The sequence below is a fragment of the Anatilimnocola aquadivae genome (assembly GCF_049819085.1).
GTDB lineage: Bacteria > Planctomycetota > Planctomycetia > Pirellulales > Pirellulaceae > Anatilimnocola.
Genome location: NZ_CP187419.1, coordinates 1,660,379 through 1,683,558 on the forward strand (window position 1 = coordinate 1,660,379; position 23,180 = coordinate 1,683,558).

General features: G+C 58.9%; 10 protein-coding genes. 7 read left to right on the forward strand and 3 right to left on the reverse strand.

The window, feature by feature from the left end:
• The first annotated feature begins 40 nt into the window (after positions 1 to 40).
• Positions 41 to 814 carry a hypothetical protein gene (locus NA78x_RS06660; RefSeq protein ID WP_425617652.1) on the forward strand — a complete coding sequence of 258 codons (774 nt, stop codon included), beginning with the start codon at positions 41 to 43 and terminating at the stop codon, positions 812 to 814.
• A 247-nt stretch (positions 815 to 1,061) separates the two neighbouring features.
• On the opposite strand, the gene NA78x_RS06665 is transcribed toward NA78x_RS06660, so the two are convergent.
• Positions 1,062 to 2,042 (reverse strand): IS30 family transposase, encoded by a 981-nt coding sequence (locus tag NA78x_RS06665; RefSeq protein WP_425615609.1) that lies wholly within the window; start codon positions 2,040 to 2,042, stop codon positions 1,062 to 1,064.
• 116 nt (positions 2,043 to 2,158) lie between these two features.
• Here NA78x_RS06665 and NA78x_RS06670 point away from each other — a divergent pair, with 116 nt between their 5' ends.
• Together NA78x_RS06670 and gyrA are read left to right on the forward strand one after the other, a co-directional pair.
• Positions 2,159 to 3,133, forward strand: a complete 975-nt coding sequence (locus NA78x_RS06670; RefSeq protein WP_425617653.1) for a hypothetical protein — start codon at positions 2,159 to 2,161, stop codon at positions 3,131 to 3,133.
• Between the two features lie 547 nt (positions 3,134 to 3,680).
• On the forward strand, positions 3,681 to 6,416 hold the full coding sequence (gyrA, locus tag NA78x_RS06675; protein WP_425619437.1) for a DNA gyrase subunit A: 2,736 nt from the start codon (positions 3,681 to 3,683) through the stop codon (positions 6,414 to 6,416).
• Positions 6,417 to 6,426: 10 nt separating this feature from the next.
• Here gyrA and NA78x_RS06680 read toward each other — a convergent pair whose 3' ends face one another.
• Positions 6,427 to 7,680, reverse strand: coding sequence for an alpha/beta hydrolase family protein (locus tag NA78x_RS06680; protein WP_425617654.1), 1,254 nt, complete (start codon positions 7,678 to 7,680; stop codon positions 6,427 to 6,429).
• 283 nt (positions 7,681 to 7,963) lie between these two features.
• Here NA78x_RS06680 and NA78x_RS06685 point away from each other — a divergent pair, with 283 nt between their 5' ends.
• From NA78x_RS06685 to NA78x_RS06700, 4 genes are all read left to right on the forward strand, one after another.
• Positions 7,964 to 8,341, forward strand: a complete 378-nt coding sequence (locus NA78x_RS06685; protein WP_425617655.1) for a hypothetical protein — start codon at positions 7,964 to 7,966, stop codon at positions 8,339 to 8,341.
• Positions 8,342 to 8,412: 71 nt separating this feature from the next.
• The gene (locus tag NA78x_RS06690) at positions 8,413 to 9,207 is read left to right on the forward strand and encodes a thymidylate synthase (RefSeq protein WP_425617656.1); all 795 of its coding nucleotides are present in this window, start codon (positions 8,413 to 8,415) and stop codon (positions 9,205 to 9,207) included.
• A 176-nt stretch (positions 9,208 to 9,383) separates the two neighbouring features.
• Positions 9,384 to 9,788, forward strand: a complete 405-nt coding sequence (locus tag NA78x_RS06695) for a hypothetical protein (protein ID WP_425617657.1) — start codon at positions 9,384 to 9,386, stop codon at positions 9,786 to 9,788.
• A 5-nt stretch (positions 9,789 to 9,793) separates the two neighbouring features.
• Entirely contained in the window at positions 9,794 to 10,522 is a 729-nt protein-coding gene (locus NA78x_RS06700) for an alpha/beta hydrolase (protein WP_425617658.1), read from the forward strand.
• 24 nt (positions 10,523 to 10,546) lie between these two features.
• On the opposite strand, the gene NA78x_RS06705 is transcribed toward NA78x_RS06700, so the two are convergent.
• On the reverse strand, positions 10,547 to 22,930 hold the full coding sequence (locus tag NA78x_RS06705) for an autotransporter-associated beta strand repeat-containing protein (protein ID WP_425617659.1): 12,384 nt from the start codon (positions 22,928 to 22,930) through the stop codon (positions 10,547 to 10,549).
• Positions 22,931 to 23,180 lie beyond the last annotated feature (250 nt).

A 23,180-nucleotide genomic window follows, 5' to 3' on the forward strand; every position in this document is an offset into this window, starting at 1 on the left:
GATTGCTCTTTCTCTGGGGCTGCCACTTGGGAATCATTTCATGATCGTCATTCGCATTGCATCCTCGGCAGTCGTCCTGCTCGCTGTCTTAGGCGGCAGCAGCCTTGCTCAATCGCAGGTGTCGCCGATTCCGGTGGTGCATCCAGTTTCTTACTCCATCTGTAGCGAAGCAGACCAAGCCAACGAACGGCGCATCGAGGTTGCACTGGCCCAACGCGTTACCTTCGATATCAAAGACATGCCGCTGAAGGAGCTGATCTCGAAACTGGCCGATGAGTGCAACATTACCATCGTGCTGACGAAAAAGATCGAGGACGCCGGAGTCACACCGACCCAGCCCATCACAGGCAAAGTGGTGGAGACTTCGCTCAAGAGCACGTTGCGGTTGATTCTGGGCGACTTGAATCTGACCTACATGGTCAAGGACGAAGTAATCAAAATCACGACCATCGAGGATGCCTGCTCGCCCGAGAACATGACGATTCGCATCTATCCCGTGCTCGATCTGCTGGAGCCTACGCGACCAGCGAAGGACGGGAACCAGGCTCGCGACTATCGCGAGTTGATCGACAACATTAGCACTACCGTCGAGCCCCATAGCTGGCAGGACGTCGGCGGCCCGGGATCCTGCCATCAGTTCGACAACGCCGCTTGCCTCGTCATCTCGCAGCGGCCAGACATTCACGAGCAAGTCGAGCGGCTGCTCACCACGCTGCGAAAAGTGAAGCAAGTTCAAGGGCTGCCGAAGCGAACCAGCAGCCTGGTGCTCAACCGGTATTCGGCCCCGCCGGCGAAGCTTTCTCCCGCCAAGTAGCCCGACTTGTTGGCCCGGTAGATTCTATTCGCTGCAGGGATCTTCGGTAGGTCGCAGCGGCCCGCTGCGACCTGGAAATGGCAGTTCCGGCTCGACTTGCAAGTCCAGGATCACATCCGGCGGATGTGACCTACCTGGAAAAATGCTAGCGGGGCGTGACCTAACTAGTCACGAGTGGTTGATAGGTTGGCGAAGGTGTGTTGTGAGATTGCACAGCGTATTTTCGCGAAAGGGGTCGACGGCGCTGTCAAGTTAGAAGTGTCCGCTGGCAGAATTCGGAGAAGATTTCGTCGGGCGTTTGATAGTTTAAGCGTTTGCGTGGTCGTTGGTTCAATAACCGCTGCACCTCGGCCAGCTTGCGCCGATTCAGGCCACGCAGGTCGGTGCCTTTGGGGAAGAACTCGCGGACCAGGCGGTTGAAATGCTCGTTGCTACCACGTTGCCAAGGGCAGCGTGGAGTGGCGAAATAAATGTCGAGTGACAGACTCGACATCAGCTCTTGGTAACCGGCGAATTCGGAGCCATTGTCGAATGTCAGCGAGTGCCGAGCCTCGGGTGGAAGCGTGCCTAAGCGCCGTTTTATCGCGTTGTTCACCGTGGGAGCACAGCGGTTCTCCACTGGGAGCAGCAAGGCGAAGCCGGTTTTCCGTTCGACGAGGCTGACCAGCGAGGCCCGCCCGCCACGGCCGACGATCGTGTCTCCCTCCCAGTCGCCGATTCGCTCGCGTAGGTTGATGATCTCGGGCCGCCCGGCGATCTCGCGCGCCGGTGACTTGACCTGCCGCGCACGAGGTTTGCGGCGTTTGTGGTTTCGCAACATTCGCCGCCAAAGGTAACCGAAATCGTCGGTGTCGATCCAGCGGTAGATCGTTTGACTGGAGCAGCGACGCTGCGGTTCGCACGGGAATTGCCGCTTCAAACGACCGGCGATTTGATCGGGTGACCAGCGCTTACGGAGCCCTGCCGTGACGACTGCCACCAACTCGGGTCGGCGTAACTTGCGGCACTTCTGTCGAGCCTGGCAACGCCGCTGTTCGGACAAGCGTTGCGCTTCGCACGCAGAGTAGCCGCCATAACGCGAGTTGCGTTTGAGCTCGGCTCGGATCGTTCGCACGTCACGACCCAAGCAGCTTGCCATCTCTTGCTGCGTGGCGCGCATGGCCACCAGCTGCGCTAGGACCTGCCGCTCGACCAACGTAAAATGCCGATAGGTTTGTCGCTCTTCCATCGCCGGGACTCCGTTTGAAGAGTGGTTGAACTAACCTCATTCAAACTCCCCGGCGGTGGATCTTCACGCAAATTCCGCCCGTGATAGCGGACACTTCAAGTGTGGCAGCGCCGACCATGCAGGTATCGTTGCCGCCGTGTTGGCGAGATTTTGAGGCGTATCGACTGGTGAAGGTGTCGCAGTTCAGCACGCGCGTCGCGGCGCGAAAGCTGAAGATTTCGCAAACGAGAATCTGCCAGATTATCGAGCGCGTGGCCGCGTATCTGGTCGAAATGTCGCCGGGAGTGAAAGACGTCGTGCGCCGCGAGCAGCAGTTATACGTCGCCGAGCAGATGGCGGCGGAAAGGCTGAACTTCTTGTGCTCCCAGGCGGAAAACGCGTGGCGCATGTCGCAGGGTCCGATGAAGACCGTTCGCAAATCGGCCACCTTCGCGGGGGCGAATTCGGTGACAACGATTCGGACGGGCTATGGCGACCCGCGCTATCTGCTGGTCGCGTGCAAATTGGCCGAGCACGCCGCGATGTTGCCACAGCCTTCGCTGCTCAGTTCGCTGGCGGCAGCGGCGCTGGCAGCGGAAGGTTTGGATGAGGAGGAGGAAGAAGAAGTGCCGGCGAAGGAGCGGGCAACGAGTCAGGGGTCGGGAGTCTATGGCGAAAAACGATCCTCGAAAATGGAGGGTCGTCGCTCGCCAAAGACTCCCGACCCCGAGCGGGCTGAGCGGCGCAGCAGCCCCCTGAATAGGGACTGTTCAGCGCTGTTCGCGAAAGAGGCTGCTGAGATGCGGAACGAGAAGTTTCGCGATCCCGTAAGTGCAATGGCAGCCTTCGATTCGGCGACGCGGCCCGTGATGAAGTTGTATGAAGAAGAGGCCGCGCGGCGGACTGTTCACGGTGAGTTGACGGGTGAGGTGGTGGTGTCTGTGGAGCACCGGGAAGAATGTGCGGGGGACAGTGAGGAGTCCAGTAAGCAGAGGTCAGGAGTCGATGGCTCGCCTGCGAAAGAGGACCCCGGGCAACGAAGGCCGCTGAACCGGAAGGAGCGGAAGGCGAGACAGGCGCTGTTGGAGAAGAAGATGAGAAAGGCGAAGTAGAAAGAAGGGCGGTAAGGAGCGGAACTGCGCGCTGTTCGGGCAGGGGAGCTGCGCAAGCAACAGGTAGGACAAATGGCAAGGAACAGGACCGGCTAAAGCCGGAACTCCAACGGGGAAGTAGGCCGGGGCGAGCAACAGCTAGTGCAAAAGCCAATGAACCCCCGCCGCAGGGGCGGGGGCGTGGTGAATGTCGTGCGCAGAGGCGGTAGCGCCGGAACTGCGTTCGTCCACTTGTTGCTGGCCTGCGGGCTGCCTGCGCAAGTCGTGATTATCGAAGCAGTTGCGAGTGCCGGAAACGGGCTGCCACTCGTTGCCGCGGGGGTGCGAATTTGGTAGATTAGTCGCATTGCCGATCGGGTCCAAAAACCAGCAAAAACGCCTTGTTTTTGGGCCGTTCCCTCCGCAGTAACCGCGGCTCCGTTGAGCGAGTTGGAACGAGCACCTTGAGGCTCGTGAAACGCTCCGGCCTGAAAGCTCCGCGGGAAAGGATTCTCACTTGTCGACCGACGATGATTTGCCCGTTGATCCGAATTCTTCCGATCCGCCCCTGCCACCCATCAACGACAAAGACCGGGCTCAAGATCAGCCCATCGAAGACGAGTTGAAGGAGAGTTACCTCGTCTATGCGATGAGCGTGATCGTGAGCCGCGCGTTGCCGGACGTGCGCGACGGCCTCAAGCCTTCGCAGCGGCGCATTCTGGTCGCCATGAACGACCTGAACCTGGGCCCCAGCGCTGGCCGCGTAAAGTGCGCCAAGATCTCGGGCGATACCAGCGGTAACTATCACCCGCACGGCGAAAGCGTGATCTATCCCACGCTGGTCCGCATGGCCCAAGACTGGAACATGCGCCACGTGCTGATCGACAAGCAAGGAAACTTCGGCTCGATCGCCGGCCTGCCTCCGGCGGCAATGCGATATACGGAAGCTCGCTTGTCTCCCATCGCCGCGCTGATGCTCGACGATCTCGACCGGGACACCGTCGACTTTCTGCCCACCTACGACGAACGGGCGCTCGAGCCCACCGTGCTGCCGAGCAAGTTCCCGAACCTGCTGGTGAACGGTACGCAGGGCATCGCCGTCGGTATGGCCACCAGCATTCCGCCGCATAATCTGCGCGAAATCTGCGACGGCATGGTTCGGGTCATCGATGAGCCCGATGTGTCGATGGACGAATTGCTGGAACTGATCCCCGGCCCCGACTTTCCCACCGGCGGCATGATTTGCGGTCGCGCGGGCATCCGTCGCGGTTACCTGACCGGCCGCAGCACGATCACGGTCCGCGCTCGCGCGAAGATCGAAGAGCACAAAAAAGATCGCTACCGAATCGTCGTCACCGAGATTCCGTACCAGGCGATGCGCGACAACGTGATGGAAAAAATCGCGTCGCTCGTCAACGAAGAGAAGATCAAGGGCATCAGCAGCGTCACCGACTACAGCGACTTGAAGCAGCCAGTGCATATCGTCATCGAGCTCAAGCGCGATGCCGATCCCGAAGTGGTTTTGGCTCAGCTGTATCAGTTTTCGCCGCTGCAAGATTCGTTCTCGATCATCCTGCTGGCCCTGGTCGATGGCAAACCGCGAAATCTCACGCTCAAGCAGATGCTCGAGGAGTTCCTGCGGCATCGCGTGACGGTCATTCGTCGTCGCACGCAGTTCCTGTTGATGAAGGCGCGCAAGCGGAAGCACACCGTCGAAGGTTTGTTGCTGGCACTGGCCAATATCGACGAGATCATCCGCATTATTCGCCAATCGCGCACCGTGGCCGAAGCGAAGACCGGTTTGATGAATGTCGAAGCACCCGCGTCGATGATGGAACGGGCGCTCGGGCCGGAGGGCTTCAAGTTCTTCCAGAGCGAACGTGGTGTCGCCGACGGTTATCGCCTGACGGCCGTGCAAGCCGATGCGATCCTGCGGATGACGCTCAGCCAGCTGGTGAACTTGGAGCAGGAACGGCTGGGTGGCGAGCATGCAGAGCTGGTCGCCGAAATGGCCGAGTATCAGCGGATTCTGTCGGACGAAAACAACATCCGGGCGATCATTCGCGAAGACCTGCTCGAAATTCGCCGAAAGTACGGCGAGGATCGCCGCACCGAACTGAGCGGCACCGAGATTGGCCACGTCGACCTGGAAGACCTGATTACCGAAGAGACCATGGTCGTCTCGATTTCGCACAAGGGTTACATCAAGCGTACCCCATCGAGCGTGTATCGCGCCCAGAAGCGCGGCGGCAAGGGGCTCAAGGGAGCCGAGACCGAGGGAGAAGATCCCATCGAGCATCTGTTCGTCGCCAGTACCCACGCCTATCTGATGTTCTTCACGACCAAGGGGAAGGTCTATTGGCAGAAGGTCTACGACCTGCCAGAACTCAAACGCGATTCCAAGGGGCGGGCGATCGTCAACCTGCTCAATCTCGCGCCGGAAGAGAAGATCGCGCAGTGCCTGGCCATTCGCGACTACGACTTGCCCGAGCATTACCTGGTGATGGGAACGCGCAACGGCCTCGTGAAGAAGACACCGCTGGCGCAGTACAGCCGGCCAAAGAAGACGGGCATCATCGCCATCAATCTCGTCGAGGGAGATGAGCTGGTGAGTGTGGCGATTGCTAAGCCAGGCGACGAACTTATTCTGTCGTCGGCCAAGGGGCAAGCGGTTCGCTTCAAGCAATCGACTGTCCGCAGCTCGGGGCGCAATGCTCAAGGGGTGAAGGGCATCAAGCTCCGCAAGGAAGATTACTGCGTCGGCATGGTGGTCGCCGATCCCGACGCGACGTTGCTCACCGTGTGCGAGAAGGGTTACGGTAAGCGGACCCCAATCGGGCCGAATAGCAGCGTGCCCGATGTTCCTGAGAGTGACGTGCCCGAAGATGGCAGCGTTCCCGAACCCGTCGAGGCAGCTGCTGAAGCCGAAGATGACAGCGAATCGTCGGGCAGCCGTTATCCCACGAAGGGTCGCGGCACGATGGGCGTGCGCGATATCAAGGCGACGGAACGCAACGGCCCCGTGGTGGCTATTGCCGTGGTTCGCGAGGACGACGAACTGCTGATGATGACCGCTGGCGGCAAGTTGCAGCGGATCGCCGCGGCCGATGTCAGCGTAATTGGTCGCAATACGCAGGGCGTGCGGATCATGTCGCTGGACGAATCCGACGCGCTCATCGCCGTAGTCCGCGTGCCCAAGGAAGAAGTGGTCGCAGCCGAAGAGCAAGCGCTCGAGACGCCCGCCCTTCCACCACCCGTGACGCCACCACCGGCTCCGCCTGAAGAAGACGAAGCAGGTAACTAGCGTCGGCTATTTACTTCAGAACGACTCGCGTACTGACGATCGCGCCGCGGTCGTCGGTGACGGTCAGGAACCAGACGGCTGCATCACCGGGTGGTGCAGCGGCGACGATCTTATCGCCGTCGATGGTGGCCGGGACCGATTTCCAAGTTCGCTTGTTGATTGGTCCACCGTCGGTCGAGTAATGCAGGGCCGCCTCTTTGAGGGGCGTGGCGTGCTCGCATTGGCAAGTGACTTGCTTGCCATCGAGCTTGGGGTCTGCTGGTTTGGGTAACGCTTTGCCGCCGATCAGATGCTGATCGACAAACAGGCCGATCTCTTGAGGCTGCCAACCGGGTGGGTGTCCGTGCGGCATGTTGACGGTCATGCGCATTTGCTTGGTGCCAGGCACGGCGTCGTAACTCTTCAGATAGCTGTCGATGGGATAAGCGAAGTCGTTGGTGCCGTTGACGAACAGAATCGGCATGCTGACGGCGGGCAGATACTGCTTCGGGTCCCACAGCTGGGTCCACCGGGTGCTTTGCTCATCGGTCATCTTCTTCATCCGATCGGTCCAGGCACTATTCTCTTGCAAGAAGCCGCAGCCATAGACGGGGACGGCCACTTTGAAGCGGTTATCGACGCCCGAGACAATGCAGGTGAGATAGCCGCCCCAGCTGATGCCGGTGACGCCCGTTTTGTCGGCATCGACTTCCGGGAAGCTGCGAATGAGCGAATGGGCGCGAACGACAGCGGCTACCGCGTGATAGGGCCATTGCTCGCCCGGCTCTTTCAGCACGCTGCCGAACTTTTCTTCGTCACCTTGGTTCGGTCCGCCGTCGGTCAGGCGCGTCCGATTCGTCTGCTGATGGGCATTCTTGCCTTCCATGGGCTGATGCCCAGCCAGGTCCATCGCAATGGCTGCATAGCCTCGCTTGGCCCACAGTTCGGCCCATTCGCGAAACGCCGTCCCGCCACCACCATGCACCAGCACCATCGCCGGGAACTTTTCGTTTCCCTTCGCCGTTCCAATCGCCGTTCCAATCGTCTGGGGCGAAGCATAGTAGGCGAACACACGCGTTGGCTGGCCGCCGTAAGGTTCGCTCTCGTAGAACAAAGAGCGCACCGGCTCGGTCTCGTTCACCCACGTCAGCTTGGGCGGATCGTTCAGCTTCTTCAGATCCCACGGCGACGTCGCCGGCAGCTTGCCGGGTTCCGCGGCCGCCACCAGGCTGAAGGTAAAAAGACAGGCCAAGGAGAGAAATCGGCTTGCAGAAAGATCAGTCATGAGGGAGGCTCAGGCGGAGTGAGGGGACGACGTGCGAGAACCCAATCTGTAGCGGAAAGCAGAGCTTGTTTCAATTGACCCAGGGCGAGTAACAACGATTTCCACGAACCCTTACGAATCGCCGATTGGCGAAATGACAGCTTCGTCTCTCATTGCGCCAAAGATGAGAGGCGATTGGGGAGTGTTGCGACATGTCGTGTTGTGGAGTGGCGCCGTAGGAGGACTCGCCGTCGTCAGCGCGGCGATCGCGATCGACTCGTTCCTCCATTTCGGCGATTCTCAGATGCCTGCCATGGCGCTCGGCGCGGCTGCTTGTGGAGTCGTAGCCGCGATTGCAATCGCCATCGTGCGACGGAGATCTTACGTCGCAGGCTACGAATCAAGGTCGCTCGAATACTTGCTGCCGCGGCACCTTGCGTTTGCTGTCGTTGCAGGAATAGTTGCTGTCCCAGCGGCAGTTTTGGTTTTCGTTCCGTTTACGTTTCTGGCCATGATCGTCACAGCGATTTTCGAACCTTTAGCGATCGTACCCATTTGGGCTGGATCTGCTTTGTTTTGCGGTTTCATTATCGGGGCCATGCAGATGACGCTGGAGCGGCAAATGGAGCGGCGCGCATGGCAAATCATGGCCATGCAGGCTGCGAGCAACTCGCTAGAATAGACGCGGTGAATTATGCGCGGCATCGCTCGCCGCCATCCGTCGCGCTCGGCTGAAACAGTGCAATCAATCACATGCAAAATTACCTCGACCTTCTGACTCGCATTCTCGATACCGGCGCGGCGAAGACCGATCGAACGGGTACGGGCACGCTGAGCGTGTTTGGGCATCAGATGCGATTCGATCTGGCGGCTGGTTTTCCGCTGGTGACGACGAAAAAACTGCACCTGCGGTCGATCATTCACGAGCTGCTCTGGTTCCTGAAAGGCGAGACCAACATCGCCTATCTCAAAGAGAACAAGGTTCGCATTTGGGACGAATGGGCGGACGAGAACGGCGAGTTGGGGCCCGTGTATGGACATCAGTGGCGCAGTTGGCCGACAGCCGATGGTGGGCACGTCGATCAGATTGCGCAAGTGATTGAGCAGATCAAGCGGAATCCCGATTCCCGTCGGCTGATCGTTAGTGCCTGGAATGTCGGCCAGATTGATCAGATGGCGTTGCCGCCCTGTCACTTGCTGTTTCAGTTTTATGTCGCCGATGGCAAGCTGAGTTGCCAACTCTATCAGCGGTCGGCGGATGTGTTTCTGGGAGTGCCGTTCAACATCGCCTCGTATGCGCTGCTAACGATGATGGTCGCCCAAGTCACCGACTTGCAGCCCGGCGATTTTGTGCACACCTTTGGCGATGCCCACCTGTATAGCAATCACCTGGAACAAGCCAGGCTGCAACTCAGCCGCGAGACTCGTCCGCTGCCGACGATGAAACTGAACCCAGCGGTGCGTTCGATCTTCGACTTTACGTTCGACGATTTTGAATTGCTCGGCTATGAACCCCATCCGCATATTGCTGCGCCGGTGGCCGTGTGAGGAAGGCAGAACGAAGCATGCAGAAGGCAGAATGAAAGGCGAAATGCGGGAATGATGTTGATTGGCTGCTTCAACGGGCCACCCCCTCACCTTGTCACCTTGTTGTCAGCCCGCGTATAAGGGACGGCAGAGAACGCGTGTCCCGCGAACCTTTTTTGCGATTAACGAGTCAGCTTATGCGCGGTCCCTTCGAGCGACTGAAATACGACCTGCGACGAATCTGGGAATGCCCAGCGTGTAATCAGCGGCGGCGCACCGATGGGACGGCGACCACACAGTTTTGCACCTGTGGCAAGACGAGCAGCAATGCCGAGTCGGTCTCGATGAAGCTGATTGGCGATGGTCCGCGGCGAACCGTACCGGTGATTGCGAAGCCTCGGCCCGAGCCGGCGGTTATGGCAGCTGTTGAAGCAACTCGCTTGGAAGTGACGACGGTCGAAGTCGTCAGCACCACGGTTGTGGAGAGCGTGACGATTGCCTCGCTGGAAGTTTCGCCGGAACTCTTGACAAAGAATCAGCCCGAGGCGACAAACGGTCCCGAGATCGCCGAAGAGACACCGCCGCCGGAGCCGCAAGCATGATTGCCATGGAAGCTGTTTTCGGTGGGCTCGATTGCGTCGTTGTTCGTTCGAAGACTCAGCAACCCAAATTGGTGTGCGTGCTCTGTCACGGCTTCGGCGCTTCGGGCGAAGATCTCGTCGGGCTCGCGGAGCCGATCTTGCAGCGGTGCGGAGACGAGCGGGAAGAGATTGCATTGGTCTTTCCCGCAGCACCACTGTCGCTGGAAGATCGGGGTATGCCTGGCGGTCGCGCCTGGTGGTGGATCGATCTCGAACGGCTGCTGAACTTGCCCACGCCGGAAACGCTACAACGCTTTCGTCGTGACCGGCCAGAAGGGATGACCGTGGCGACGACGCAATTGATGCAATTGGTCGCCGACCTGCGGCACGAGTGGAGCTTGACGGCGCAGCAGGTGGTGCTCGGCGGATTTTCGCAGGGCTCGATGGTCGCGACCGATGCTTCGCTCTCGTTGCCCGAACCGCCAGCGGCCTTGATCGTCTTCAGCGGAGCGCTGGTGAGTGAAACCGACTGGGTGCCGCGGATGAAGGGACTGGCCAAGACCAAGATCCTGCAATCGCACGGTCGCCGCGACCCGATCCTGCCTTACTTTCAAGCGGAAGCGTTACGCGATCAATTGACTGCGGCTGGCTGCGAAGTGAAGTTCCTCGAGTTTGCCGGCTTTCACGAGATTCATCCCGCGGCGATTCAAGCGGCTGCCGACTTGCTGCTGCAAAGCCTGGCAGCAACAAGTTGAAGTCGGAAACTTCGCGGCAAGAGCCTATTCGATCGGTGGACCGAACCGCTGATCGATCCCCATGCCCGGGCCATTGAAGCCGGGGGGCGCGAGGGCGGTCGGGCCATCGTCAAGTATGTCAGCGGCTTCCCAGCACATATCGTCGTCCCCTTGCTTGCCGTTCAGATCGTCATCGACTCCATCGTGAGTGATGGTGGCGATGAGGCCGATGCGATTGCCGAACGAGCCCCACTGCGTGAGCAACGTGAGCAGAGCGGCATCGTTGGCTGCAGGCTGCGAGTAAGTGTTGGCACTGAACGGTCCGACGCTGGCGACTGAGGTCCAAATCGAGGTTTCGTTCGCGACCTTGCCGCTGATGAGAATGTCGTTGCCGGCGTCCCCGTCCATCAGGTCGACCCCCATGCCACCGATCATCACATCATTGCCCAGTTGGCCGTAGATCTTGTCGTCGTTGTCGCCACCGCTGAGCAAGTCGTTGCCGGTGTAACCCGACAACTGATCGTTGCCGGCACCGCCGTAGACGCGATCGTCGCCCGCACCGCCATCGATGATGTCGTTGCCGTAGCCACCGTAGGCGTAGTCGTTGCCGCCGAGCATGGTAATGTTATCGTTGCCGCCACCACCGTAAACCACGTCGGAGCCGGTGCCACCGGTGATGGTATCGTTGCCGCCCACCATCGATTCTTGCGGCACCAGGTCACCCGGGTCTGTAGGCGAATCGTCGCCCCACAGCACGTTGTCGCCGTTGGCGCCCGAGACTCGGTCGTTGCCTTGGCCACCCACCAGCCAGTCGTTGTTGCTGGCACCCGTGAGATTGTCGTTGCCAATTTCTCCGTAGAACTCGGCGGAGATGGTGAGGTTGGTTTGGGTGATCGTATCGGCACCACCGCGACCGTAGATGATGGTCTTGTTCGAGGCGCTATAGTTGGTAATCGAATTGTTGAGCCGGAGGCGAACCTGGTTCGGGTTGGTGGGGGTCGGATCGCGCGAGATCTGAACCAAGTCGTTGATGTCGGTCAGGCGGGCAAACAGGTCGCCCATCTGGACGTTGGTAAGTTTGCCTTGATCGACCAGATTGATGTCTTCGATTTCCGACCAGTTGAATGGAGAAATGCCCGCAGCCACAACGCGACCGGGCAGGTAGGTCGAAACCACAACGGGGCTCGTCTCTGGCAGAGCGCTGATATCGAGGTTGAGGACGTCGCCGACCGTGTCTCCCATAGGAGCAGCAAGGCCCGTGGGCCGCCCACCGTTGATGGTGATGGCGGTCGAAGCACTCGGGCGGAGCATGCGGACAGAGTCGGAGACCACCATGCCGACGTTCATGATGCCCGTGCCGGTGAACGGCGGCGGAGGAGTTTCGCCGAAGGTGTCGTTGCCATCTGTCATGTTGGGATTGCCGGTGGCATCGCCAAACAGATTGATGATCCCCACGCCACTGGCCACGGTGTTGGGCGCGGGACCGGTGCCGCCCAGTTGATCGGAAGTGAAGAGCAGGAATTGATCGGCTCCGAGCCAACCGCTGAGAGCTACCGTGTTGAGGTCGTGGGTCGGGTTCGTCTGATAGAACTGACCATCGATCACGTTGTTGGCACTGGTGCTGGTGTAATCCAGGTTGTCGATGTTGCGGAAGATCACATCGTCGCCCGTCAGCCCGTTGATCCCTTCGACCTTGTAGTAGTCGGACGAAGCGGCGTTCACCGGAGCCACGAGCACGTTGTCGGCCGTGTTGTCGCCGCTGTCGTTGATGATCAGCGTATCGTTGAGATTCGGCACGCCGTCGGTGCCATCGACCACCACCAGGCCGTCGATGTTGTTGACGTTGTTGCTGAGGTTGCCCAGGTGGATCGTGTCGTCGCCGAGTCCGCCCAGCAAGGTCACCAGGCCCGTATTCAAGCTGGTGCTGTGCAGGCGGATGTTGTCGTCGCCCCCTTCGCCATTCAGGGTGATGGGGAAGTTGTTGGTCTGAGCCGAACCGAAGCTCACCAGGTCGATACTGTCGCCGCCACCCAGACCATTCACGGTGAAGGTGGTGTAGTTGTTGCCGGTGAACTGGAAGGGTGTGTAGTTGGTAATGGAAGTGCGGGTCGCCGTTCCATTCGCAGCAGTGCTGATGGTATCGCCGGCGCTGCCGCCGAGAATCGTCAGACCACCCGCAGTGGCACCATTGCCGGTGCGGCTCGCAAGTTCAACATCCTGGAAGAACGACTGCAGCGTGATGCCTGCTGCGATGCTTTGAATCTCGCCTTCGAGACCAGCGGTGCCGCCGGTGCCATTGCCAATCGCATAGGTCTGCGAGGCTGTAGCGCCGTTGATGTTGAAGACCAGCGTATCGCTACCGCCAAGGGTATTGCCATTGCCATCGAAGAGGAACTCGGGCGTGCCGAGCAGGTTGGTGTTGTCGACGGCAGCGGGAATGGTGCCGGCGAAATCCACGAGCGTGTTGATGTCGTCAACCGTAACCGTATCGTCACCAGCCGAACCCAACACCGTCAGCGACAGGACCGGCGCGAGCGGTGTTTGATACAGAATGGTGCCCGCCACGCTGCCATCGCGCAGTTGCAGGCGAGTTTGCGTCGCATCGCGCATCACGACCAGGTTGCCGACCGGAGCAACACCGTTGTCGTAAGTCAGGTGATAGTTGCCTGTGATCAGGCTGTCTTCGATGCTGCCGAAGCGGACCGGCCGATGGGCACTGGTGAAGGTCCAGGTGCCGGAACCAGGACCGGTGTAAGGAGCGATCGAACCAGGCACGGTCAGGTTCGGATTCGTCGTGCCCGTGACATTCATCACCAGCGTGTCGCCGACCAACGTGGCGGTCGGCAGGTTGCCGAACACGCGGAACTCGGTCGACGTTTGCGGGTTGAAGGTGAAGGTGTCGTTGTCGGTCTCGCCATTGAGGAACGTGTAGTCGCTTACAGGCGTGGTGATGACACCGGTGATCGAGAGCAAGCCACCCGTGCCGCCATCGGCATTGTCGGCATCGACATTGATGGTGGTCGAAGTGCCGCTGGTGATGCTGCCGGTGATGGTGGCGTCGTCGCCAGCATTCAAGGTCACACTGGCAGCAGCACTCGAAACGGTAACACCGCCACTGAGGACCAGGTTCTGGCCGATACCTGCAGCATCAATGGCCGTCAGCGTGATGTCGACATTTGCGCCAGTCGCAGTGACGTCTTCGGCAATCGTCAGCAGGCCGGTGGTGGTGACGATAATGTCTCCACCGGTCGCACTCACACCGACCGTCGGACCAATCAGGCCCATCGTCAGGTCGCCCGAGTTGGCTACGAACACGCCGCCCGCGCCACCGACTGCTTCCAGGTTGCTCACGATGACTTCGAGAGCATCGCCGGCGCCGATGCCGCTGGTGCTGAGCAGCACCAGGTCGTCGGCTGTGATATCTGGGTTCGTGGCATCAACATCGGTGATTGCCGCCGCGGCACTCAGGGTGACATCACCGGCCGCACCGGCGTTGATAGTACCGACGGCAATATTGCCGGCCGTCGTCGACAGGCTGATATCGTTAGCGTCGCTATCTGTCGTCGAAATCACGCTCGTGGCGAGCATCGCGCCGCCAGCGGTGATGGTGATGGGGCCATTGGCGGTATCGATGGCCGTTAGAGTGACGACGTTGGTTTCGTTGAGGTTGATCAAGCCCGCAGCAGTCACGCTCACATCGAGCACGTTTGCCGTGGTATCGAGCGAGCCATTGCCGGCGGCTTCGCCCACGCCGCTCGCAGCAGTGAGGGTTACCACGTCGCCAATCACATCGGCGACGACATCGACATCGTCGACAATCGAGCCGGTGGTAGCGAGCAGGGTGACATCGCCATTGCTTGTACCGGCAGTGATGACACCCACCGTGATGTTGCCGGTCGTCGCAGTGATGCTGATGTCGTTGGCGTCTACATCGGTCAGCGATGCAACGCTCACGGCGTTGATTGCCCCACCCGCGTTGATGACGATCGGGCCATTGGCCGTCGAGACGCTGGTGAGTTGAACGGCGTTCAGTTCATCGAGCAGGATGCTGCCCGCTGCGGTCGTGGTGGCCGTGATGAAGGCGACCGTAGTATCGAGATCGATGCCGGTGGCAGCCGTTGCGGCCAGAGAGCTCGCCGTGATGTTGTTAGCGGCGGCGTTGGCATCGGTGATGCTGCCGGTCGTGGCAAGCACCGTGGCTGTGGTGGTTGCCGAAACAGTCGTCACGCTCAGGTTGCCCGTTGCCGTGGTAACGGTGCTGCTGCCATTCGTCGCAGCGACGTTGAGCACGTTCGCGCCATCAACTTCGTCGATATTGATGTTGCCAGCGCCACTGTTGGTGGCCGTAACATTCAGCACCATGGTATCGAGATTGATACCCGTGGTGGCGGTGGCAAGCAGGTCTTGCCCGGTCACGTCATTGCCAGTACCGTTCGTCGAAATTGCGCCCGTACCCGCGTTGAGAGTGACCACTCCGCCCACGGCTGGCGCTTGGGCAGCACCGCCGGCGAAGCTCATGCCGACCGATGTGAGCGACACGTTTCCGGCCAGCGTGCTGACGTTGTTATTGAGTGTGAGCAGGCCCGTGGCCGAAATCACGACGTCGCCCGTGACTACTGCGACACCGGTGAAGGAGCCGTTGTTATCGATGGCCAGCGTGCCGGCGTCAGCAATGAAGATCCCCGCTCCGCCAGTGATCGCATCCAGGCTGACGACCGCCGTTTCGAGCGGATTGCCCACGAGACCAATGCCACCACCCACCGCTCCCATCGACAGATTATCGGCGGTGATATCTGGATCCGTGGCATCCAGATCGGTGATCGAGCCACTGGTCGTCAGGGTCACATCGCCCGCAGTCGCACCTGCGTTGATGGTGCCGACGACGAGATCGCCGCCACCCGAGATCTGCAAGGCAATGTCGTTCGCATCACTGTCAGTCGTCGAAAGGACGCTCGTAGCGGTCAGCGTGCCGGCGGCCGTCAGGCCGGCATTGACGACGATCGAACCATTGGCGGCTACAACGCTCGTGAGCGTGACGCCGTCTTCTTCATCGAAGCGGATGGGTCCCGCACCGGTGTTGCTGGCCGTAATGTTGGTCACGTTCGTATCGAGGTTGATGCCCTGCGTAGCAGTCGCCGAGAGATTCAAGGCTGAAATATCGACCGCCGCGCCACTGGTGGTGATGGCACCCGTGCCGGCATTCAGAGTGATCGCACTGGCGGCACCCGCGGTCAGCAGAGCATTCACGGCGATGTTCTGCGAGGTGATGCTGATGTTACCAGCCACGGTCAGTGCACCAGCGACAGTAACTGCATCGGTACCAGTGCCGGTGGCGATGGAGAGATTCGTATTGCCGTGAGCTGTAGTGCCTGAGTTCACGCTGACGGTATCGTTGCCGTTGAGACCGGTGACGGTGTCGATGTTGACATTCGTTACATTTCGCAAGCCGACCGGAATGTTGGCTCCGCCTACGACCAGGGCGGCAGCAGCAGCGGTCGAATAGCCCGCAGGTACCGCGATGCCGTTGGTAGTCGTCAGGCCATCGGCCACGGTGAGCGTATCGTTGGCGGTTGCCGTGCGCACATCCACCGTCAGCAGGTTCACGAAGTCGACATTCGTCGTCAGCGAGAAATTGATATTACCCATGCCCGTGAGCGTCACCAGGCCCGCGCCAGCAGTGGTCGATGGCGAATAAACGGCCGCATCGACAGCACCCGCGGTGCTCTTTTGCACGCGGAGCAACTCGCCGAAGAAGTTGGCGTTGCCGGTCGGGAGGGGGTCGCTGTTGACGGTATCGACATACATCAAGTCGATGTCACCGAGCCCCACGAAGGAGAAGGGCAACGCACTTGTCACCTGCACAAACGGAGCTGCATTCAAGCTGAACTCAAGCAGCGAAGGATCGCCCGAAACTTGACGCAGCACCAGCGAGTCGGCGAGCGGCGTACCATTCACCACCGGCTGGCTGTACAGCACCACGTCGTTGCCATCGCCACCGGCATAGCTGATGAAGAGGGTCTGTGTATTGAACGGAATCGCAGATCCTTCGGGCAAACCAGCAAACGTACCAATCACCGCGTCAGTAGAAGTATTATTATCGATGATGATAAACGACTCTAACGCCAAAATGCTCGGCACATGGCTGCCTTCCAACAACAGTGTTGAGCCGGTGAGATCGACCGTGCCCGAAACGATAAGTTGATCGTAGCCCGTGATGACGGTCGTATTGTTGATGGTCGGCGTAAACGTGCCGCCGACATTCAGCTCAAGCGATCCGGTCGATAAGTTGTCGGTGCCCGTCACGGGCGAACCGATGTTCAGCGTGCCACCATTGACCGTCACCGCGCCGGAGATGCTGCCCGTACCACCTAGCGTGCCGCCGTTCACCGTCACCGAACCGGTACCGGTCGCCGAACCGGTTGCGTTGTTTGCCAGCAGCGTGCCAGCGTTCAGAGTCGTGCCAGCGGTGTAGGTGTTGGGCCGCGTGAGAGTCATCACTCCCGCGCCTTCTTTGACCAAGCTGCCACTGGCGCCGTTGATTACTCCGGCGAAAGTGGTGCTTGCGCCATTCCCACCGGTCGTAAGTGTATTCGCCGCGAGTGAAACACTGCCGCCAGTTGTGCCGCCACCAGACAGCGAACCAATTGTCTCGGAGTTGGTCAGGCTAAGGGTTACTCCGGAAGTATTTGCCAGGATCACCGCACCGTTATTGTCGACTGCCGCTCCTCCAGCAAGCGCCAGGGTACCTACGTTAATCGTAGTCGTGCCCGTATAGGTGTTTGTGCCGCTAAGTGTCGTCGTGCCTGCGCCGATCTTGGTAACCGCCCTCGCTCCACCGGTTTCTCCAATAGCTCCACTGATGTTTAGGGTGCCTGCACCACCGATAGAAGTGCTTCCCGATAACGTCACCGGGCCGCCTACAGTTCCAATGCCTGAGTTGGTTACTAAAGCACCGATGCCTGCCTCTCCAGTCCCAAGGACACTCGTGACTGGTTCGGTGCCAATGTTGGCACGAACATCCAAGGTTGCTCCTGAAGCGATGGTGATACCGCTTGACGTAGCTCCGAGCGCAGAGCTGCTGGCGGCGATGATCGTTCCGTTGCTGATTAAAGTAGGGCCAGAATAAGTGTTAGTTCCCGACAAGGTGAGCGATGCGTCGCCCGTTGCACTTTTGATCAATCCTGCGAGGCCGGAAATATTGCCCGAAATCGTCGAGGAACCAGAACCCTGAATGACGAGTGAGTTGGCTGCTGTCCCAGCTGCGTTGATATCGCCGCTGATAATTAGGCTAGTGCTTAAGTTGATGGTGATCCGAGTGTTGGAAGTGATCGTCGCGTAGCTGACATTGATGTTTCCCGCCCAGGTATTTGTACCGCCAACATTGCGTAAAGCACCGCCATCGCCAGTAATTTGGAGCAATTCACCAGAAACTGTGATTCCATCTTGAAGTTCCAGAGCGGCAGTGTTCGCGACCACAGTGCCCGCTGCTGCAGATCCCAGTGCAGCGCTGTTCCGGGCATTCAAAGTGCCTCCGCTAACCGTGGTGAGTCCCGTATACGTATTCGCACCACTGAGCGTGAGAGTTCCGGCTGTCGCTTTGGTGAGTGCACCGGAGCCGCTGATGACCCCGGCGATCGTGCCGCTGTTGATGATTAAAGTGGACGCACCCTCAATGACGAGTCCTTGGCCAGCGGAGGTCGTCAGCGAGTCGATCGTCACGACCTGCGCGGCATCCGGGCCGGTGACTTCGATCGTCTTGGTACCGCTGGAAGCAACCGCTTCGGCGTAGTTGCCCGCATTGACGATCACAGTGCCACCGGTGGAAACGGTCGACAGGGCTGTGGTTACGCTGTTGAACGCGCTGTAACCATAGATGGCCGATTGATCGCCAGCAGTTCCAAAATCCGCGTCGAGGATGAACTGGCCGAACGAAAAGGCATTCCAGGCGATGTCTTCAACATAGACGGTCTCGGGAATGGCAGTGGTAAGTACGACATCGTTGCCGTCGTTACCCGTGTAGAAGATTTGCTTCGGCGTACCATTCACGTTCACGATGGAACCGGCGGCGAGCCCATTGAAAGTCCCATTCACGGGGTCGACCAGGTCGTTGCCGATCAGGACGAAGGTGTCCAATGTGTTAGGCACATAGCTGCCGCTAAACGTCAGTACGGCATTTCCCAGCGTGACTCCGCCGTTGACCACAAAGTTGTCGTACTGAGTAGCTGGGTTCGTTCCTTCCACTTCGATGGCCAGTGTGTCGTTGGAATCAAGCACTAGGTTGCCAGCGATTGTGACCTGCCCAGGGCTGGAGCCAGCGGCCAAGGTCACTCCCTTGCCGATGGCTGTAGCGTCGGCACCGGTCGGATAGCTTCCGGCCATGATGTTGACGACGTTGCCATTCACGGCTGTGTCAATGGCTCGCTGAACGCTCGGATTCGTGGTGGCTGGCGAATTGAAGCTATTGGGCGTTACGAACACATTGTTCGCTTTGACTCGCACATACCCGAGGGAACCATCGTCGATGGCGTTCGTAATCTTGTCTTCGATTGCAAAGTTCTGCGTGTTGGTTGCCCCGGCACCGGTCAACCCACCGAAGGTAACGGCAGTGGCGTTGAGTTCGGTATTGTCATGGGCACCACTGGCCAGGGTAATGTAGTTGCCCGACTGGCCGGTGAAGGCCAAGTTGTTCAGCGAGTTCCCGCTGAGAATCGCCTGGGCGCCGGTCATTTGAAGGCCGGTCGTGCCACCGGAGATGGAATTGCCCGTACCTACGTTCAAGGTGGTGGTGAAGGCATCAGCAGTCACGTCGTCCATAACGATACCCGTCGTCGCGCCGGTCACCGAGGTGCCGCTGAGGTTCAGCGTCAGGCTGCCGTTGGGAACATTCGAACCGAAGAAGGGTGCGGGGGTGATGGGGTTGTTTCGCAAGCGAATGCCGGCGATTCCACCGCTGACGGCGACGTTCTGCACGTTGTAAGTCGAGGTGCTGGTCGGACCATAATATGGATCGACGCCATCAAGGTTGATCCCGACCAAACTGTTGCCAACCGTACCGCCCGAAACCGTGATTGGAACCGTCGTGGGATTGTTCCAGAGGTTGATGCCGCGCGCAAGTTCGCCTCCCGCAGCGCCCACAATGTTGTTCGCGATGTTGACCGTTGAGCCGACCTGCGTCGACCAGACATTGATGCCCCAGGTAAAGTCGCTGGTGCCGGTAACACCAGCCTTGGCATTGATCGTATTGTTCTGAATGTTGATCGTGGCATTGGGTGCATAGAACAAGTTGGCGTGGATGCCAAACGCATCTTGGCCGATCGCAAGATTATTGCCCGACCAAGTCATGCTGCCGTTGCTGAAGAAGTTCTGCGATGTAATGCCGATGCTATTACCGCCAACATCAATCGTGTTGTTCGTGACATTGGCATAGGCATTTGTTCCGAGCAGCACACCGTAGCCACCGACGCTGGGATCGCCGAAATTGCGAATCAAGTTTTCGTTGAGCGCGTTACCAGTGGATACCGGACCATTATTCGCTAGCGAAATGCCGCGATCGGCCACGTTCTGGATGATGCTGTTCGTCACCAGCAGGTTGTTGACCGGATTGAAGCCGTTGCTGCTATCGATGTTCGTGATGCCACGCCGAGCGTGCAGATTCACGCCGGCGGCAATCACCGAACTCGCACCCAGAGCCGGGTTATTGCCGTCGATCACCAGACCATCAAGGGTAACATTGCTGGCCGTGACGCGAATCAAGTCGTTTGCACCGGGATTGCCACCGGTCGGATTGTTTACCGGCGAGGTGAGCACTGTTTCCGTAGCGCTGCTTGCCTTAGGGCCATCTACACCAGAAGTGAACGCTGCAAATCGCGCATCGGCATCGTTGCCCGCTTGCGCACCCTGCACCGTCACTGCTTTGTTCACCAACACATTTTCGGCGTAGGTACCGGCTAGCACATTCACTGTGCCGCCAATTGTGGCCAGGTTGATACCTTCTTGAATGCGACCGATGGCACCCGTTTGAGCGCCAGCAGTATGCACCGTCAAAGAGGCAAAGTTGCCTTGGAAGCCAGGCGTCGCTGGAGCGATATCGATTCCGCTATTCAGGTACGGCGTGTAGTCCACAGTGCCGCTGATGGCAGCCGTCACACCGGCGATTGCGTTAGTGCCAAACCAGTTACCCGATGTATCGAGCGTGCCTGTGCCATTGTTGCGCACCAGGAAGCTGCCACCGGACGGTGAAGTGAGACTGTTATTCGTGACGGACAACAGCCCAGCAGGAATCGTCTCTCCGGTTGGAACCGAGATGCCATTGAACGAACCACTAATGAAGTTGTTCGAGACGACCACCGGCCCTGTAAATGAAGTGGGACGAATTCGAATTGCCCCGCGATTTGTGTCATTGCTGGTATTGGCGTTTGTGATGGTGTTCTGAGCCACCGTTACATTGCTCGACACACCAGCAATCTGAATCGCCTGCTGAGGAGTTCCTGAAATCGTGTTGCGCAGAATCGAACTGTTGGTTAGTGCGTCGGTGCTAATGCCACCGAACACCGTGGTGGAAATCGTATTGTCGGAGACGACCGCAGTGGTCACGCCACCACTTCCTGCAGTCAACTGCATGGCGTTGCTTGTGGAATTGCTGAAGCTGTTGTCCAAAACATTGGCATTGAGCACCGCTCCGGCAAAACCGGTGATGAGCCCAACCTGCCCAGAGTTTTGAACAAGGTTTCGCGCGAAGGTGACGTTGGTCGTGCCCGCATTGACATTGTTATTGGTGCCAAGTGGCGTCGCCGAACCGTTGAATCGAAAGCCACGAACGACGTAATCGCCGAGGGAGCCATTGGCGATATTCAGAGATCCGGAAATGACCGATTCGGCCCCGCGCACTCCCGTGTTGGGACTGATCGCCTCATTGGCCCCCAGCAACGTGACAGATTGGCTGGCGGTCAGATTTTCTGCGTAGGTATCGACCGCAACGCGAACCGTCATACCGGCCACCGCGCGATCGATGCCGGTTTGAATGCGTCCATCCACTTTCGTCAAACCACTGGTGGCAGCCGTTTGGGGAACTCGCATTTCGGTGGCAGCGGGAAGTTGCAGACCGGCGACAGTTGGGTTGCTATCTGTGTTACTCGAGAGAAACGCGCGAGCAATCAAAGTACCGGCACCAAAGTTTAGCAAGTTCGATTCGACGGTTGCGGCTACATTCGAGCCCAGCCAGTTGCCGGAAATGTTAATGCCAGGAGAACCGTTCGCCACCGTTTGCGTGGGAGTGAGGCTATCGAACGAATTGAGATTGATGGTGGTCGTAGCGGCATTAACCGTGCTGTCGATGAAGATGGCGGGGCCATTCGCCACACTGATCTGGTTGCCAGTGACGGTCAGACTTGAGATGGTTTGGGTTTGACCTAGGTCACCCAAGGCAATTCCCGCAGTCGCGGCCGTAGGATCGGTGTTGTTGATGGTGTTGTTGGTGATCGTGATGTTGCTCATTGGACTGAGCGCGCTGCTCCGTGTGCGAAGAGCAATAGCACCACCAGGGAACGGTGCAAATGGCGATGAGCGATTGATCGTATTGCCTGTGATTTGCACATTGCCGTCGCGATCAACCATGATCGCGCTGTTCATGTTGTCGCCGCTGAAGGTATTGCCACTGATGACAATCGGCGAGGTGCGAGCGAAGTTGGTTTGATTGACGTAAATGCCATACGATGATCCAGCAAACGCACCTGTTCCGGGTGTGTTGATGTCGAAATTGTTGTTGAGAACCTGCAACCCAGATGTGTCGACGCCAAAGCCAGTTTGCAAACCAGGAATACGGCCAGAAACAGTTGGAATTGGGGAAAGCCCGACGTACAGATTGTTGTTGCTGACCGTGATGCCGGTGGAGTTGGCGAGAACGCCACCGCCACGACGAGTGCCTGTCAGGGCGTCGCCACGAAAGTAAAAGTTGAAGCCGTCGACGGTGGTGTTGGCATCGTCGATTTGAATGTCGTAGGGATTGCCATCGCTAACTGCGACTTGGTTGTAGTAGTCGACGGGATTCGCATTGGGGTCGCGAGTACCAAAACCCGCGTTCCAGCCACCCAGAATCTGCAGATCGGTAATGTTTGCCGATGGTGGAACGTAAATGTTGTTGTCGAAGGCTGCGTTGTTGTACGTTCCTCCTTGCACATTGATGATGTCCTGGCCGTCATTGCTGAGCGCGGCCGCGGTAACGGCAGCCTGAATCGAACGCAACGGCGCTCCCACGCTGCCATTGCCCGGAGCATCAATACCACCGAGTGAGACGTGGAAGGTCGCCATCAAAGCGCGGTCTTCGAGCGACTCGAGGAAGGCCCGGCGGCGAGCGCGAACGGGAGCCTTCTTGGCAGTCGTAGACTTGCGGGCGAAGAGACGATTCCAAAGCGACTTGGTGCGATTCAGCATGGGTCGGGTCATCCGAACGAATTAGAGCGTCGCGAAAATCTGCGGCAAAAAGGGCATTTCTGGAGTCTCTCCACAGCGGCTGAGAGAGGGCCGGCGGAGTGAAGCTCTGCCGGTTAGGGAAGAGAATCCAGAAGCTTTCGATCTTAATGGCGATCGCAAAAATTGCCAGCGGATGGCGACTCGTTTCACCCCCAGGCAGGGTGTCGCTGGCAGCCTATAACGGTTGTGCGGATGACAACATCAAGGAGCA

Bases quoted from the DNA above. Each gene is read 5' to 3' on its own strand.
- NA78x_RS06660 (WP_425617652.1), top strand. From the start codon at position 41: ATGATCGTCATTCGCATTGCATCCTCGGCAGTCGTCCTGCTCGCTGTC.
- NA78x_RS06665 (WP_425615609.1), bottom strand. From the start codon at position 2,042: ATGGAAGAGCGACAAACCTATCGGCATTTTACGTTGGTCGAGCGGCAG.
- NA78x_RS06670 (WP_425617653.1), top strand. From the start codon at position 2,159: ATGCAGGTATCGTTGCCGCCGTGTTGGCGAGATTTTGAGGCGTATCGA.
- NA78x_RS06680 (WP_425617654.1), bottom strand. From the start codon at position 7,680: ATGACTGATCTTTCTGCAAGCCGATTTCTCTCCTTGGCCTGTCTTTTT.
- NA78x_RS06685 (WP_425617655.1), top strand. From the start codon at position 7,964: ATGCCTGCCATGGCGCTCGGCGCGGCTGCTTGTGGAGTCGTAGCCGCG.
- NA78x_RS06690 (WP_425617656.1), top strand. From the start codon at position 8,413: ATGCAAAATTACCTCGACCTTCTGACTCGCATTCTCGATACCGGCGCG.
- NA78x_RS06695 (WP_425617657.1), top strand. From the start codon at position 9,384: ATGCGCGGTCCCTTCGAGCGACTGAAATACGACCTGCGACGAATCTGG.
- NA78x_RS06700 (WP_425617658.1), top strand. From the start codon at position 9,794: ATGGAAGCTGTTTTCGGTGGGCTCGATTGCGTCGTTGTTCGTTCGAAG.
- NA78x_RS06705 (WP_425617659.1), bottom strand. From the start codon at position 22,930: ATGCTGAATCGCACCAAGTCGCTTTGGAATCGTCTCTTCGCCCGCAAG.